This window comes from Ruegeria sp. SAZD013 (assembly GCF_059612525.1).
On record NZ_JBXWQT010000038.1, the window covers coordinates 153,561 to 168,733 of the forward strand.

The following is a 15,173-nucleotide window of genomic DNA, read 5'->3' on the forward strand; positions in this document are numbered from 1 at the left end:
GATCTATCCAATTCGAACTGATGCAGGTCCCGATATGTTTCCTTTGAATGACCCCGGTTTGCTGCGTGAGGCTGCCCTTATAGGTACACGCTGGATTGAAGCTGACCCGGCCACCGGCCTGGCCGTCACCAACCCCGCCACCGGCGAAGTTATTGGTCATGTTCCCAATCTGGGTGCCGCCGAGACCGCGCGCCACGGGTGGGCTAAACGCACCGCCAAGACGCGCAGTCAAATTCTGCGCCGCTGGTACGAACTGATGATGGAGAACCAGGACGATCTGGGTGCCATCCTGACAGCCGAGCAGGGCAAGCCACTGGCCGAAGCCAAAGGTGAGATCGCCTATGGTGCCAGCTTCATAGAGTGGTTCGCAGAAGAGGCCCGCCGCGCCTATGGTGATGTCACACCTGGCCACGCTCCAAACAAACGCATCCTGACGATCAAACAACCCATTGGGGTTGTCGCCGCGATCACGCCGTGGAATTTCCCAAACGCAATGATCACGCGCAAGGCTGGCCCTGCACTGGCGGCGGGCTGCTCTATGGTTCTGAAACCGGCCGGCCAGACTCCGTTCTCAGCTATCGCGTTGGCAGTTCTGGCCGAGAGAGCGGGCCTGCCTGCGGGACTGTTCTCGGTCGTCACCGGCTCAGCCCGTGGCATTGGCGGCGAGATGACCGGGAACCCGACAGTGCAGAAGCTGACCTTTACCGGTTCGACCGAGTTCGGCACGCTTCTATATGTGCAATGTGCGCCAACGATCAAAAAACTGGGGTTGGAGCTGGGTGGCAATGCGCCCTTCATTGTTTTCGATGATACTGATCTGGACGCCGCTGTTGAAGGGGCGGTGATCGCCAAGTTTCGAAATAATGGTCAGACCTGTGTTTGTGCCAACCGCATTTACGTGCAGGCCGGTGTCTACGATTCCTTTGCCGCCAAGCTGCGCGACAAAGTAGCTACTCTGCCCATTGGTAATGGCTTTGACGAAGGTATCATATTCGGCCCGCTGATCGATCAGGCGGCAGTCGACAAGGTTGCTGAACACATCGCTGATGCGACCTCGAAAGGAGCCGATGTCATTCTGGGTGGCAAGTCACACGACATGGGCGGCACATTCTTTGAGCCAACCATTTTGACCGGAGTCACTTCGGAGATGGCGGTCGCGACCGAAGAGACGTTTGGCCCGGTCGCGCCCCTTTTTAAGTTCAACACCGAAAGCGAAGTCGTCGCTGCGGCAAATAACACCGAGTTCGGCCTTGCCTCATATTTCTATTCCCGCGACCTGGCTCGCGTTTGGCGAGTTTCCGAGAAGCTGGAATATGGCATGGTCGGTATCAACACCGGCCTGATCTCGACCGCGGAAGCTCCCTTTGGCGGGGTTAAGATGTCTGGTCTGGGCCGTGAAGGCTCGCGCCATGGGCTGAATGACTTCATGGAACTCAAATACCTGTGCATGGGCGGCATCGACACCGCCGAGGAGGCTTAATGCGCTTTGCTACTTTTACCGCCGAAGGGGATACCTTCTTTGGCGCGATTACCGATGATGGTGCGATCGCCCTGAACGGTGATTTTCCTGAGTTTTCCAGCCTGTATGAGGTCATCGCTACGGGTGAGTTTAGCCGGTTGGCTGCGGCGGCCGAGGGCAAGCCGGTGACCCATTCCGATTTCACCTATGAAATGGTGATGCCGGATGCCCTTCGCATTCTGTGCGTCGGCGTGAACTTCCCGGACAGGAATGCGGAATACAAGGATGGCAGCGCGCAGCCGGAATACATGTCGCTGTTCCCGCGCTTTGCCAGCGGCTTTACCGGCCACAACCGCCCGCTGATCCGCCCGCCTGAAAACCGCACGCTGGATTACGAGGGCGAAGTGGCCATTGTGATCGGCAAGGCGGGCCGTCGGATTTCGCAGGACGAAGCCTATGATCACATCGCCGCGTTGACGCTGTGCAACGAAGGCACGATCCGCGATTGGGTGCGCCATGCCAAGTTCAACGTAACTCAGGGCAAGAACTGGGACAATTCAGGGTCGATCGGCCCATGGCTGGTGCCTTTCACCGACCCGGCGCAATTGGATGACGCCCGCATTCAGACCCGCGTCAATGGTGAATTGCGTCAGGACGATACCCTCGACCGCATGATGTTCCCGATCCGGCGCGAAATCGAGTATATCTCGACCTTCATGACCCTGAAACCGGGTGACATTATCGTAACAGGTACCCCCACCGGAGCGGGCGCGCGCTTTGACCCGCCAAAGTATCTTGTACCGGGTGACGTGGTCGAGGTCTTCGTCGAAGGTATCGGCACCCTGCGCAACACGGTCGAGGATGAGAAGGTATGACACCCGAAGAGCACGCCCGCGCGGCAGCCGACCTGCTTCAGGCCGAACGCACCGGCGACCAGATCGGTCTGCTGAGCCTGCGTCACCCCGAAATGAATATGGGCGACGCCTACGAGGTGCAGAATGCCATCTATCGCCAGAAACTGGCCGAGGGGCGCAGGGTCATCGGGTGGAAGATCGGTCTGACGTCGAAAGCGATGCAATATGCGCTAAACATCGATATTCCCGACAGCGGCATCCTGTTTGATGACATGGCGTTTGAACACGGTGGTACGGTCCCTGCAGGCCGTTTCATCCAGCCCCGGATCGAGACTGAAATCGCCTTTGTCATGAAATCCGCCGTCGGCGGCGAGAATGTGAGCCGCGACGATATCATATCCGCCACCGATTACGTCGCGCCGGTGATTGAAATTCTGGACACACGTATTCAGCGTCAGGACCCCGAGACCGGCAAGATCCGAACCGTCTTTGACACGATCAGCGACAATGCCGCCAATGCGGGCATTGTGCTGGGCTCGGAACGTCACGCGATAGACGACTTCGACCTGCGCTGGGTTGGTGCCTTGACCTTCCGCAACGGTGAGATTGAGGAAACCGGCCTTGGTGCCGGCGTATTGAATGATCCAGTCGAAAGTGTTGTCTGGCTGGCCCGGCGCATGGCGCAATACGGTCAAAGTATTGAACCCGGACAAGTGATCCTGTCAGGCAGCTTCATCCGCCCTGTCGAATGCCCGCCAGGATCAGAAATCAACGCCGAGTTCGGACCCTTCGGTTCGGTCAATATCAAATTCGACTGAAGGAGAACTTCATTGCCCGCGCCAACAAACCCCTTCAAGGCCGCACTGAAAGCCGGAAAACCCCAGATCGGATGCTGGATTGGGATGGCCAACGCATATGCCGCCGAAATCGCCGCCACATCCAGATTTGACTGGCTTCTTGTGGATGGGGAACACGCCCCAAACGATCTACTGTCCATTCTGGAGCAAGCGAGGGTCATTGAAGGAACAGGTAGCCAGCCAGTAGCGCGCCTGCCAATTGGCGAGACCTGGATGATCAAGCAATATCTCGATGCTGGCATCCAAAGCATATTGGTGCCAATGGTTGAAAGCGGCGATCAAGCGCGGGAGTTGGTGCGCGCGGTGCAATATCCCCCACATGGAGTTCGAGGCGTTGGGTCTGCTCTGGCGCGAGCTTCGCGTTTTGCGGCGATTCCGGATTACCTCACAACGGCAGGTGACCAGATTTGCCTGTTGGTTCAGGTGGAAAACCGCCTTGGCCTGGATGCACTGGATGACATTCTGACCACAGATGTCGACGGCGTATTTATCGGTCCGTCAGATTTGGCCGCGGATATGGGCCACATCGGCAATGCTGGCCACACCGACGTGGTCGAAGCGGTTTTGGACGCGTTGAAACGGATCGTGGCCGCGGGCAAGGCAGCGGGCATCCTGACGTTGGACCCTGTGATGCAGCGCAAGTGCGTGGATCTTGGGGTTACGTTCCAGGCCACGAATATCGACGTAACACTTTTTGCGAAGGCTGTGCGCGGGGCGGCTGAAACTGCGTTGGAAATGTTGCCGGACCAGAGCGCGTCAGGAAATGCGCCAACAGATGTGGCCAGCAAGTATCTTCAGCAGTTATGCAAGCACTGGTCCTACAAGGGGCAAGTAGAATTTGATGTAACTGAAGGGAAAGTTTCATTTGAAAACGGGTGTGCGGTCGCGATGAAAGCGACGGACGAGGGGCTGGACATAGTTGCTTCAGTCGGCCCACGTGGCGATTTGAACTCCTGGAAAGTAGTCATAGAAGACCACTTGAAACGCTTTGCATTTCGCGAAGAGTTCAAGGTTGATTGGAGTGCATAACACTGGAATGCAGGGGCAACCGAGCGACCTCCTGACATTCGGACACCGCCGCAGGCTACGATTTGTAGTCTGCGGGTATTCGACAAGACCCTGCACCGGATTCTTACTCGGGTAAGACAAGCCGCAACTGAGGATTTTCCAAACCTAAAGCGGCATCATCCTCGACAAACGTCCTGACAGCGGAAACAGACAGGCTTGCAACGAGTGGTAGATGTCCGGCTTGCCGTCAAAAATAGATGTCACTACAGCCCCTGCCCCATCCACTGCTGGAAACCAGCCGCCATGTCGATGATCCACAAGTGTTTCACTCGCATAGGTCCAGAGCTTTCTGTACCACTCCTCGTCTTCTGGCCTTCTGTCTAGCGCGATCAGAGCGGCAACCGCCCCTATGGCTTCGGTGATGGGCCACCAGAACCGCGAAGCATTGGCAACGCGACCATCAAAATCAAGAGTATAGGCCAACCCGCCGCCAGGCAGCCACGCATCATTCAAAGCCTGCGCAATCAAGCGGCGCGCCCTGTACGGAGCATTGGGGTTCGTTCGGCCTGACAAATCCCAATGCTGAAGCTGAAGCCGACCCAATTCGAACGAATGCCCCGGCGTTGTTCCGTAAGGTCTGAACATCGGGTCACCCGCATAATCCCGGTTGATCTGCCAATCAGACGAATAGTGTTCGGGAAGCCGCCAGTTTTCACCGGGTGCAATTTTGCCAATGAAGAAGTCCAGAATGCGACCGGCGCGGGACAGGAAGATTTCGTCTCCTGTGGCTTCAAAGGCGGCCAGCATTGCCTCAACGCCGTGCATATTCGCATTCATTCCGCGATATGTGGAAAACGGCGTCCAATCCCTGTTCCATTCATCGCGAAACAGGCCTGCATCTTCGTCCCAGAAGTGTTTTTCCAGAACACTTTGGACATCTGTCATTAGCTTGTCTGCATCCGGGTGACCCGCCAGTTTCGCACTTGCCGAGGCAAGAAGGACAAAGACGTGCCCATAGGCAAGCTTGCGGTCATCCTTGATCTGATCCCCATCCAACGCCCAGAGATATCCGCCGTGGTCGCGATCTCGGTGATGGCTATCGAGATATGTCATGCCGTGATCAATGATCCGTTCAGCACCTTGGAAACCGGACAGAAGTCCTAATGCATAAGAATGAACCAACCGGGTCGTCGTGTGCAGCTCCTGCGGCTTGCCGGGCAACGGGCGGCCATCGTGACCAAGTGTATAGAACCCGGGCTCATCCCGGCAGCTCGCGCTGAAGAACGTAAGTTGCCGCATGGCCTGATTCATCAACCAATCGCGATGTCTTGACGTTTCAACCCAAAACCCGGCTTCGGACTGCGACCCCGGCAGCAATAACTGGTTATCGTTCATCTAAAGATCCCGCGGATGGAGTTTTATCGCATGCGGCGAAGCCCAATCTTCCAAATTATCCACCATCTCAGCAAGCCCGTCTCAACGCTGTACCATCCGAAGCAAACAGATGTGCATTCTGTGCTTGAATGCGCAAACCGAGGCGATCCCCGGATTTCACCGGGATATTGCCATGCTTGCGCACCATCATGGGGCCGATCCCTTCGGCATTGACGTAGATGTTCGTGTCCGACCCCAGATGTTCCACAACATCCGCCACGGCCGACAGATCACCGGTGCCGTTGTCCACAACATCGATATGTTCCGGCCTTACACCCAGTTCTTTCGCCTGAGCGGTAAGGGGTTGATCGAGTATCCTGATTTCAACCCCATTCCCGACATTCACACCTGTTTTGGTTCCCAATACAGGCACAACATTCATGGTGGGTGAGCCGATAAACTGGGCAACAAATTTGTTGGCCGGCCTTTCATAAAGCTCGAGCGGACTGCCGACTTGCTGGATATCCCCTGCGTTGAGAACAACGATCCGATCTGCCAGCGTCAACGCTTCGACCTGATCATGGGTCACATAGATCATGGTCGCACCTAGTTTTTGATGAAGCCGCGCGATCTCCAGCCGCATCTCGACACGCAGAGCCGCATCAAGGTTTGACAATGGCTCGTCAAACAGAAATGCGCGTGGGTCTCGGATGATGGCCCGCCCCATGGCAACCCGCTGACGTTGACCTCCTGAAAGGGCCTTGGGCAAGCGATCCGTCAATTTGGTCAACCCCAGCGTCTCTGCCGCCTGGGCGACCTTTGACATGCGTTCAGCCACCGGAGTTTTGCGGATTTCCATTGAGAAGCCCATGTTCCGAGCGACATCCATATGCGGATAGAGAGCGTAGGACTGGAACACCATCGCGATGTCCCGATCCCTTGGCCTCACATCATTCATGCGCTCGCCATCGATCAGAAAGTCGCCGCTTGATATCGGTTCAAGACCAGCAACCATGCGCAGCAAAGTGGACTTGCCGCAGCCTGACGGGCCGACCAGAACGATGAACTCACCATCCTGAATCTCAAGGTTGATGTTGCGCAGAACCTCGACGGATCCATAGCGTTTTGCAACGTCACGAAGTTCAATACGTGCCATGATTTGGCCTCCTATCCTTTGACCGCGCCGGACGTGAGGCCCTGCACGAGATAGCGTTGAATGAAGATGAAGAAGAGGCAACTTGGGATCAGTGCCAGCACGCCGGCCGCCATCATTTGCCCCCAATCGACCGAGAATTTGGAAACAAATGTCAACAAGCCAACCGGGAATGTCATCGCGTCGTTCTTTGAAATCAGCATCAACGCAAACAACAGCTCGGACCATGCGGCAGTAAAGACAAATCCAAGCGTCGCCCCGAGACCGGGCAATGTCAGCGGGAACACTACTTTGCGCAGCGCCTGAAACCGCGTACAGCCATCCATCATCGCCGCGTCTTCAAGATCTTTGGGAATGCCGTCAAAGAATGACTGCATCAGGAATGTTGCAAAGGGGATGTTGAACGCGGTGTAGACAACGATCAGGCTTGTCAGCGAATTCAACAGCCCCAGGTCCGCGATGATCTTGTAGATGGGTGCGATGATCATCAGCAGCGGGAACATCTGGGTGACTAGCATCAAGGCAATGATGATCCGTTTGCCCGCGAAAACAAAGCGGGAAAAGGCATAACCCGCCCCAGCCGCGAACAATGTCGTAAAGAACGCCGCCCCCAGCGACACCACAAGAGAGTTCCGGAAATAGGCCACAAAATCGGTCTGAAAAATGACTGTTTTGAAGTTTGAAAAGGTCACTTCGCTTGGGAACAGGCGCGTTCCCTCTGAAAAGATCAGCGCGTCCGGGGTCAACCCGATCTTGAGCAACCAATAAAGCGGGAACAACGCAAAGATCAGATAGAACGCAAGTGCTGCGTATTTACCCAAAACCAGCAGCGGGTTGGGATTCCTGACAGCTGACATGGCCAACTCCTCAAATCTTGACCAGCTTCTTACGAAGCCAGAGCAGGACTACGGCGTAAATCAGAAGGATCACCAGCAGCGCCACAGCAATGGTTGACGCATAGCCGAAGTCCAATTTTCGAAAAGCTGTGGTGAAGATGTAGGTCGACAGGATTTGCGTCGAATTGGCAGGCCCGCCGCCGGTCATCACGTAGATCAGGTCGGCGAAATTGGCGATCCAGATCGTCCGCAGCATCACGGTGATCGCGATCATCGGAGCAAGGAACGGCAAGGTGATCTTGGTGAAGGTCTGCCATGGGGTCGCGCCATCGACTTCTGCAGCCTCATAAAGCTCACCGGGTATCGATTGCAAAGCCGCCAACAGCGTGATCGCAAAGAACGGTACGCCAAACCAGATATTTGCAGTGATCGGCCCCCACATGGCAAGCTCGGGATCGCCAAGGATATTGTAGGGCTCTGACAGAATGCCAAGGGCGGCCAGCCAATGCGGTAGCGGGCCGATGACAGGGTTAAAAAGCCACGCCCATGTCAGCGCAGAAAGGAAGGTCGGGACAGCCCAGGGTAGGAAAACAAGCGCCTGAAAAAGTTTCTTTCCATAGAACTGCGTATTCAAAAGCATGGCAAGACCAAGGCCAAGCAGAAACTGGAATGTTATCGACCAAAAGGTCCAAAACAGCGTGTTCTCCATCGCGATCCAGAACTTGCGGTCTCCCCACAGATCAACGTAGTTTTCAAACCCGATCCAGCCAGAAGCAAAAGGCTTCAACAGCTCAATGGATTGGAACGAATATGAGATTCCGATGATTAGCGGAACCATGATCACCGCACCGATCAGAAGAATAGCGGGTGACAAATAGAAAAACGGCTCGACCATGTATTGTAGGTAGAGCGAGCGTCGTGCCCGGGTTTCCCCGGGCCTGACAGTTTTCTGAGCGCGCGAAATCACTGTCTTGCCTTCCACTTGGCGTGTTCGTCAGTGAGGAACTCAGCCCACTCATCCGCGACGTCCTGCGCGCTGCGCTGCCCCAACAGGGCTTCCTGACTGGTTTCCAGCAGAAGCGTGCTGCCAAAATAGCCCCACTGTTCCAGGTTGGTTGGCATTGTTGTTGGCACATATTGCTCGCCGTTCAGTTCTTCGAACCAGCCTTTGAATTGCTCGGTCTGGAAATGAGGATCCTGATCGGCACCTTTGTGGATCGGAATGACACCAACACGCTTTGCCCACGCGGCATTGGCTTCGGGCGTCGACAAGGCCGCAACCAGATCAAAGGCTTCGTCCTCGTGTTCTGTCGCGCTGAAAATCGACCAACCTGCGAACCCAATGGTCGGGAAAGCTTTGCCCGAAGGTCCGACAGGCATCGGAATGACCGCAAAATCTTCGGCAGGCATCCGCTCGGCAATAGCGATCAGTGCGTCCGGATCCTGATCGAGGAATGCACATGTACCGGAATAGAAACCGGCCACGATCTCGTTAAAGCCCCAACTGACGGCGTCCTTGGGCGCATATCCGTTCTGATACATGTCGATCATGAACTGGATACCTTCGACCGAGCCGGGCTCGTTGATGCGGCTGACACCGTCTTCTGTGAAGAACTCGTTGGTGCCGTTCATGGCTGCGGCGAACATGATCCAGCCATTTGTTCCACCGGGACCACCGCGCAAACAGTACCCATACTTGCCCTCAAGCTCGGACACTGCGGCCGAGGCTGCCTTGAACTCCTCCATCGTTGTCGGGGGAGTGTCGATACCCGCTTCGGCCAGCAGTTTCTTGTTGTAGAACATCGCCCGCAGATAGAATCCGTACGGGATCATATAGAGATCACCCGCCTGGCTGCCCATAGCGACTGTCTTGTCAGTCAGCGAAGCCCCGTGTTCCCATCCGGCGACATGATCCTTGAGACTGACCAGCTGATCGGACCCAGCATAAAGAGCCTGCCAGGTATCGGGCATTTCAACCACATCAGGGATGTCGCCACCTGCCACCATTGTTGCCAGCTTTTCGAACGCGTTACCCCAAGGTAGCGATACAATCTCGACAGTGACGTCGGGATTATTGGCTTCAAACTCATCAACCAGTCCCTGAAGCACCTCTGTACGCTCGGGGCTTGTAATAACCTCGACCAGTTTCAATGTGGTCTCGGCGTAAGATGCCGAACCCATGAGCACGGCCGCAGCCGTCATTCCAGTTAGTAGTTTCTTCATGTTTTCCTCCTGTTGATTTTATTGAGCGAACGGTTCTAAGCCGTGCTTTCGGCGAGCGCCGAAGAAAAATCGGCCCATAGATCTTCTGCCGACTCGAGCCCCAAACTCAGGCGCACCAGATTGGGTGAGACCCCAAATTTCTGCATTGAGTTTTGTTCACCAGCCTGAGCAAGTCCGACGCGCGCAGGCAGGATCAGACTTTCGAAGCCACCCCAGCTCACACCGAGGCGGAAAAGGTTCAAGGCATCAGAAAGTTTGGCGATGTCGACACTGTCATCAAACTCAACCGACATAAGTCCGGACCGCCCCGTCAGCCCGGGCACGTCGTTGGCGCCTGGTGAGTTGACCCGCCTGACCTGCGGAACAGTGGCCAGGCGATCAACAAACATGTTGGCCGTCGCTTGATGCTGCATCATGCGTGCGTTCAGCGTGCGCAGGCCGCGCGTCAGCAGGAAGGCCTCAAAAGGTGCCAGTTTGGCCCCAAGCAAAGGAAGTGTCAGATCACGGATGCGGGCGATATGGTCCCGGGAGGCAACCACCACGCCCGCAACCGTGTCCGAGTGCCCCGAAATGTACTTCGAGGCCGAGTGGATGACGATGTCGATGCCCAGTGCGAGGGGGCGTTGGAACACCGGGCTTGCCCATGAATTATCGATTATCGTCAACACATTGTGGCGTCTGGCATGCTCTGCGACACGACGTAGATCCATCGCCTCAAAAACAATCGATCCGGGGCTCTCCAGATAGGCCACCGTTACATCGGCAAGTAGATCGGGGTCGTTCTCGAAACGCTCCGGCGCATGGTAGTCGATATGCACCCCGAACGGGCGCAGGATGCGCTCCATAAACCGGAATGAATCCGGATAGACGTGTTCGACGCAGGCAATCCGGTCACCGGGTTTGACAAATGCCAGCAGCGTTGAGGAAATGGCCGCCATCCCGGAAGCAAATGCAACGGCAGCCTGACCTTGTTCGGCTTCAGCCATGAGCGTTTCAAACGCGGCGACGGTCGGGTTTTCCACGCGCGTGTAGATGGCTGTTTCTGATCTTCCGGCCATCCGGTCTTCAAAACTCTGATAATTGTCAAAGGTGAATAGTGAGGTTTGAACAATAGGAGGCGTGACCGAACCTGCCTCTTCCGGGAAGATAGTTGCAAGACGCGTTGCAAGGTCTCTGTAATCAGACATTCTGACTTTCCATGATTTCTAGGACTTCTGCTTCGACCATGTCCATGATCTCGCCGATAATACGCGCGGCTTCATCTGCACGGCCTGCGACAACTGCTTCAGCCAGCTGCGCATGTATTGGAATTGAGGCTTGACCCAAGTGTGGTTGGCCGAATGGGGTGTCATATACTTCGTGAAATGCTTTCTGAATTTGCCGTATCAACTGCCCGAAAAGTGGGTTTCCGCACGCTTCATGCAGTGCCGCGTGAAACCGGTAGTCGGCCGGTCGCCAATCCTCACCCGCAGAATGAACAGCTATGAGCTCGGCAACGCGGGCCGAAATCAAAAGCCGCTGCGCGTCTGAGCAATTCAATGCAGCCAACCTTGCAGCCTCGATTTCCAGTGGCCGGCGCACGGCGTGTGTCCGCAAAAGGCTTTCGGCTTCGAGCTTCAGCGTGAGTGGGAGATGGATCGTGTTGGCAGATACCTCGGCTGCCAAACGCGTCCCTGCTTTCTTGTTCCGCACAACGATGCCCATGTTCTGCCAACTTGTCAGGGCCTCGCGAACCTTCGCCCGTCCGATTCCAAGCTGATTTGCAATTTCGATCTCTGGCGGCAGGCGATCGCCTACTTTCAAACCTTCCGCTTCGATCATTCCAGAGAGAGCTTCCAGAACGTCCCGGCCACTGCTGCCAGCCGGTAGCACCTTCAAGGTGTTGCCGACACTCTCAGCTTTTTCCTTTAGGGGCGTTCTTTTGACCACGTGCGACTTCTCCGATTCGTGTTTCATTCACTTCTACATTTAATGTAGGACAAAATAAACAATAATGTCCGACAATATAACAACACTTGCCATCCCTACAGATAAAGTCGAAAAAATTTGGTCTCGGTCATTTCGCGGCCGGATCGATACAGCCTTCCTCGCCTGCGGCTTGTTGGCGGGTTATGGTCTTTGCGTGACCGTCTTTCTTGCTGTATTCCGCCCGAATTGCCGTTATCCTGAAGCGCCCGCCTAACGGTGCCCATAATCGCCGTTAGGTTTTTTTGTCAGCTACGGCTGAATAGTGCTTCTTTACGCCAAGGACCCGCGGTTTCTTGCCCAAAAAAAGATGTGCAAACTTGGCAAGGCTGATCTAACTTTTTAAGTGCGGGGTCGCATCTCCGAATAATATGGATTTAAAACATTGAAACCTGAACACCGCGTATCCGCGGCCCCCCGACATGAACTGCGCAATGTGCGCAATCAGGGGATCGCGTTCCTTGCTTTGGCGTTCTTGTTCAGCATTTTTGTGAACCTGCTTATGCTGACAGGCCCATTGTTTATGTTGCAGGTGTATGACCGGGTATTGGGCTCGCGTGCGGTGGAAACACTGACAGCGTTGTTTTTGTTGGTGGCGTTGCTTTATGCGCTGATGGCGATGCTGGATTTTGCCCGCGGACGCATCGTTGCCCGGTTCGGCGCACGGTTCCAGTCACAGTTGGATGAGCGCGTCTTCGAAGCAACGCTGCGGCGTTCACTTATGCCGCAAATACGATCTGCCCCGGCGACGGCCTTGCGTGATCTGGAATCCATTCGAAACCTGTGTTCGTCCCCCGTTCTGCTGGCGGTGATGGATATACCATGGACGCCTGTTTTTCTGGGCGCGATTTTCCTGTTTCATCCCCTGCTGGGTTGGCTGGCCGTGACAAGCGGTGTTCTACTTGTCGTGATTGCACTGCTCAATCAGGCGCTGACCAGCAGGAAAGTCGCCGAGGCACAATCTGCAGCGGCGCGGGCAAACGCCTTTGCGGAACATGCGAGACAAGCGGCAGAGGTTGTGCGCTCTCAAGGTATGCAGGCGGACGTGACAAAGCGGTGGTTGGACCAGCGTTCGAATGCCTTACGCCAAACCATTTCTGCCAGCGATTGGACAGGCAGTTTTACATCTCTGACCAAGTCGCTACGACTGTTTCTTCAATCTGCAATGCTTGCCTTGGGCGCGTGGCTGGTTCTGCAAAATGAAATGACACCGGGCGCGATGATTGCGGGCTCAATCCTTTTGGGTCGGGCCCTCGCCCCGGTCGAACAAGCGGTTGGCCAATGGGGCATGATCGAACGTGCGCGAACAGCCTGGACTTCCCTCAGCCGGTTTTTGGATCAGACCCCACCCGAAGAGCAGCGGATCCGCTTGCCCATCCCGAAGGCGCAGCTGGAAGCAAAATCGCTGACTGTCATTCCCCCTGGGGCAACAACGCCAACGTTGCGGAACGTCAATCTGAAACTGCAACCGGGCAAGGCGCTGGGTGTCATCGGCAAAAGCGGGTCGGGAAAGACGACACTGGCCAAGGCGTTGCTGGGGCTTTGGAATCCGGCAGCCGGGGAAATTCGGCTGGGTGGTGCCACTCTGGATCAATATGACTCCAACGATTTGGGCAGCCATATCGGATATTTGCCGCAGCAGGTTACCCTATTTAACGGAACGGTGGCCGAGAACATCGCCCGGATGTCGGAGAACCCGGATTCCGAAGCGGTGGTGGCCGCGGCCAAAAAAGCCAATGCACACGACCTGATCCTGTCTTTGGAGAAAGGTTATGGCACCTTCCTTGAAGGCAATGACAGTCAGTTGTCAGGTGGACAGAAACAGCGCATCGCTCTGGCCCGCGCCCTCTATGGCGACCCTGTTCTGCTTATTCTGGACGAACCAAACTCGGCACTGGACGCGGATGGCACCGAAGCCTTGAACGCGGCCGTGAGGGGGCTCAAGGCGGCCGGCAAAGCCGCGATCATCATGACACACCGCCCGCAGGCCATTTCGGAATGTGACGATCTGGCCGTTGTCGAAAAAGGACAAGTGGTCAAGTTCGGTAGTCGTGACGAGGTTCTCAGCGCAATGGTGCAGAATGCGGGCGCGATTAAGCGCAAGCTTAGCCCCGTAGGTGAATAATGGCAAAAAACACGACCAAGAAGCAGGCGCAGGCCTGGAGTATGAGAATCCCCGCCCTGGTAGGATTCGCCGCGCTTGCCATTTTGGTCGGCGGACTGGGCCTTTGGGCAGTGAAGACACGCCTAGCTGGTGCGATCGTATCCTCAGGCGTGATCGAGGTACAAAGCAACCGTCAGGTGGTCGAACACCCTGATGGCGGCGTTGTTGGCGAAATCTTTGTACGCGATGGTGATGTGGTCGCCTCGGGCGAGATGTTGCTGAGACTGGATGATACTTTCCTATTGTCCGAACAGACGATTGTGGAAGCGCAGCTTTTCGAACTTCTGGTCCGGCGTGCCCGGCTTCAGGCCGAACGCGACGGGCTTTCGTCGCAAGAGCTGTCGGCGCAGTTGCACGAGGTACAGGAGGAATACAGCATTGATCCCGACCTGATTGTAGGGCAACAAAACTTGTTCGACGCGCGGGTGGAAACAATGTCCAAGCAGCACGAACAACTGAAAAAGCAGTTGGTTCAGATCGAAAGTGAGATCGAAGGCACACAAGCCCAACTCGTTTCCCTGCGCCGTCAGGTTGAGTTGATCGAGGATGAGCTGGAAGACCAGCAAAGCCTGTTGAAACGTGGATTGACCCAAACCAGTCGCGTGCTGGCCCTGCAACGGGAAGAAGCCAGCCTGACAGGTGAAATAGGTCGACTGGAAGCCGCTGTCGCCCGCCTCAAAGGGCAGATCGCATCAACCGAGATCCAGATCGTTGAACTGACTGCAACCCGCCGGGAGGAGGCGATTACCACTTTGCGAGACGTACAGGCCCAAATTGCTGAACTATCGGAACGCCGACTATCCCTGTCCGAGCGGATGGCACGTTTGGACATCCGCGCACCTGTCAACGGAACCGTTTACGGCAGTCAGGTCTTTGCCCTGCAGTCGGTGATTCAGCCGGGCGAACCCATGATGTATGTGGTCCCACAGGATACGCCATTGCTGGTCGCCGCGCGTGTGGACGCAATCCATGTGGATCAGCTGCACGTGGGTCAACCTGTCGCCCTGCGATTTCCGGCCTTCAATCAGCGCGAAACACCTGAATTGGACGGGCAGGTCAAAAACGTGTCTGCCGACACTTTCACGGATGAACAGTCCGGCTTCACTTTCTACCGCGCCGAGGTGATTATGAATGATGGTGAAATGGACCGTCTCAACGGTCAGGAACTTTTGCCGGGTATGCCTGTTGAGACACTGATCAAAACCGATGAGCGCACTCCGTTGTCCTATCTTGTCAAGCCGATGGCCGATTACTTCAATCGTGCATTTAGGGAATAACGG

13 protein-coding genes are annotated in these 15,173 nt (G+C 55.7%); 6 read left to right on the plus strand and 7 right to left on the minus strand.

Going from position 1 to position 15,173, the window contains the following annotated elements; genetic code table 11:
- Positions 1-34: 34 nt before the first annotated feature.
- Genes AC2FLU_RS19255 through AC2FLU_RS19270 form a run of 4 tightly spaced genes read left to right on the plus strand, consistent with a single transcriptional unit; the run spans position 35 to position 4,199 of the window.
- Positions 35-1,480, plus strand: coding sequence for an NAD-dependent succinate-semialdehyde dehydrogenase (locus tag AC2FLU_RS19255; protein ID WP_496716015.1), 1,446 nt, complete (start codon positions 35-37; stop codon positions 1,478-1,480).
- Positions 1,480-2,334, plus strand: a complete 855-nt coding sequence (locus AC2FLU_RS19260) for a fumarylacetoacetate hydrolase family protein (protein ID WP_480555341.1) — start codon at positions 1,480-1,482, stop codon at positions 2,332-2,334. Before AC2FLU_RS19255 ends, AC2FLU_RS19260 begins: the two co-directional genes overlap by 1 nt.
- Entirely contained in the window at positions 2,331-3,131 is an 801-nt protein-coding gene (hpaH, locus tag AC2FLU_RS19265; protein WP_480555342.1) for a 2-oxo-hept-4-ene-1,7-dioate hydratase, read from the plus strand. Before AC2FLU_RS19260 ends, hpaH begins: the two co-directional genes overlap by 4 nt.
- A 12-nt stretch (positions 3,132-3,143) precedes the next feature.
- On the plus strand, positions 3,144-4,199 hold the full coding sequence (locus AC2FLU_RS19270) for an aldolase/citrate lyase family protein (protein WP_496812080.1): 1,056 nt from the start codon (positions 3,144-3,146) through the stop codon (positions 4,197-4,199).
- A gap of 144 nt (positions 4,200-4,343) precedes the next feature.
- Here the strand turns inward: AC2FLU_RS19270 and AC2FLU_RS19275 are convergent, their stop codons facing one another.
- The 7 genes from AC2FLU_RS19275 to AC2FLU_RS19305 all read right to left on the minus strand — a co-directional run bounded on the left by AC2FLU_RS19275 (position 4,344) and on the right by AC2FLU_RS19305 (position 11,720).
- Positions 4,344-5,573 carry an AGE family epimerase/isomerase gene (locus AC2FLU_RS19275; RefSeq protein WP_496809424.1) on the minus strand — a complete coding sequence of 410 codons (1,230 nt, stop codon included), beginning with the start codon at positions 5,571-5,573 and terminating at the stop codon, positions 4,344-4,346.
- 67 nt (positions 5,574-5,640) lie between these two features.
- A complete protein-coding gene (locus tag AC2FLU_RS19280; RefSeq protein WP_480555345.1) occupies positions 5,641-6,708 on the minus strand; it encodes an ABC transporter ATP-binding protein in 1,068 nt (355 codons plus the stop codon).
- 11 nt (positions 6,709-6,719) lie between these two features.
- Positions 6,720-7,562, minus strand: a complete 843-nt coding sequence (locus tag AC2FLU_RS19285; RefSeq protein WP_480546696.1) for a carbohydrate ABC transporter permease — start codon at positions 7,560-7,562, stop codon at positions 6,720-6,722.
- A gap of 10 nt (positions 7,563-7,572) precedes the next feature.
- Positions 7,573-8,523, minus strand: coding sequence for a carbohydrate ABC transporter permease (locus AC2FLU_RS19290; RefSeq protein ID WP_496812081.1), 951 nt, complete (start codon positions 8,521-8,523; stop codon positions 7,573-7,575).
- The gene (locus AC2FLU_RS19295; protein WP_480555349.1) at positions 8,505-9,764 is read right to left on the minus strand and encodes an ABC transporter substrate-binding protein; all 1,260 of its coding nucleotides are present in this window, start codon (positions 9,762-9,764) and stop codon (positions 8,505-8,507) included. Before AC2FLU_RS19295 ends, AC2FLU_RS19290 begins: the two co-directional genes overlap by 19 nt.
- Positions 9,765-9,799: 35 nt before the next feature.
- Positions 9,800-10,951 (minus strand): aminotransferase class I/II-fold pyridoxal phosphate-dependent enzyme, encoded by a 1,152-nt coding sequence (locus tag AC2FLU_RS19300; RefSeq protein ID WP_496716011.1) that lies wholly within the window; start codon positions 10,949-10,951, stop codon positions 9,800-9,802.
- Complete coding sequence (locus tag AC2FLU_RS19305; RefSeq protein ID WP_480477294.1) at positions 10,944-11,720, minus strand: FadR/GntR family transcriptional regulator; 777 nt, start codon at positions 11,718-11,720, stop codon at positions 10,944-10,946. The genes AC2FLU_RS19300 and AC2FLU_RS19305 overlap by 8 nt, the downstream gene beginning before the upstream one ends.
- Positions 11,721-12,114: 394 nt before the next feature.
- On the opposite strand from AC2FLU_RS19305, the gene AC2FLU_RS19310 reads away from it, so the two are divergent.
- Together AC2FLU_RS19310 and AC2FLU_RS19315 are read left to right on the plus strand one after the other, a co-directional pair.
- Positions 12,115-13,854: a type I secretion system permease/ATPase gene (locus AC2FLU_RS19310; protein WP_480520548.1), complete on the plus strand. Its 1,740-nt coding sequence runs from the start codon at positions 12,115-12,117 to the stop codon at positions 13,852-13,854.
- A 41-nt stretch (positions 13,855-13,895) separates the two neighbouring features.
- The gene (locus AC2FLU_RS19315) at positions 13,896-15,170 is read left to right on the plus strand and encodes an HlyD family type I secretion periplasmic adaptor subunit (RefSeq protein WP_480520546.1); all 1,275 of its coding nucleotides are present in this window, start codon (positions 13,896-13,898) and stop codon (positions 15,168-15,170) included.
- Positions 15,171-15,173 lie beyond the last annotated feature (3 nt).

What these genes read in the sequence shown, in the direction of transcription:
- AC2FLU_RS19305 (WP_480477294.1), bottom strand. Translation starts at nt 11,720, where the DNA reads ATGAAACACGAATCGGAGAAGTCGCACGTGGTCAAAAGAACGCCCCTA.
- AC2FLU_RS19295 (WP_480555349.1), bottom strand. Translation starts at nt 9,764, where the DNA reads ATGAAGAAACTACTAACTGGAATGACGGCTGCGGCCGTGCTCATGGGT.
- AC2FLU_RS19260 (WP_480555341.1), top strand. Translation starts at nt 1,480, where the DNA reads ATGCGCTTTGCTACTTTTACCGCCGAAGGGGATACCTTCTTTGGCGCG.
- AC2FLU_RS19285 (WP_480546696.1), bottom strand. Translation starts at nt 7,562, where the DNA reads ATGTCAGCTGTCAGGAATCCCAACCCGCTGCTGGTTTTGGGTAAATAC.
- AC2FLU_RS19275 (WP_496809424.1), bottom strand. Translation starts at nt 5,573, where the DNA reads ATGAACGATAACCAGTTATTGCTGCCGGGGTCGCAGTCCGAAGCCGGG.
- AC2FLU_RS19315 (WP_480520546.1), top strand. Translation starts at nt 13,896, where the DNA reads ATGAGAATCCCCGCCCTGGTAGGATTCGCCGCGCTTGCCATTTTGGTC.
- AC2FLU_RS19280 (WP_480555345.1), bottom strand. Translation starts at nt 6,708, where the DNA reads ATGGCACGTATTGAACTTCGTGACGTTGCAAAACGCTATGGATCCGTC.
- AC2FLU_RS19300 (WP_496716011.1), bottom strand. Translation starts at nt 10,951, where the DNA reads ATGTCTGATTACAGAGACCTTGCAACGCGTCTTGCAACTATCTTCCCG.
- hpaH (WP_480555342.1), top strand. Translation starts at nt 2,331, where the DNA reads ATGACACCCGAAGAGCACGCCCGCGCGGCAGCCGACCTGCTTCAGGCC.
- AC2FLU_RS19255 (WP_496716015.1), top strand. Translation starts at nt 35, where the DNA reads ATGTTTCCTTTGAATGACCCCGGTTTGCTGCGTGAGGCTGCCCTTATA.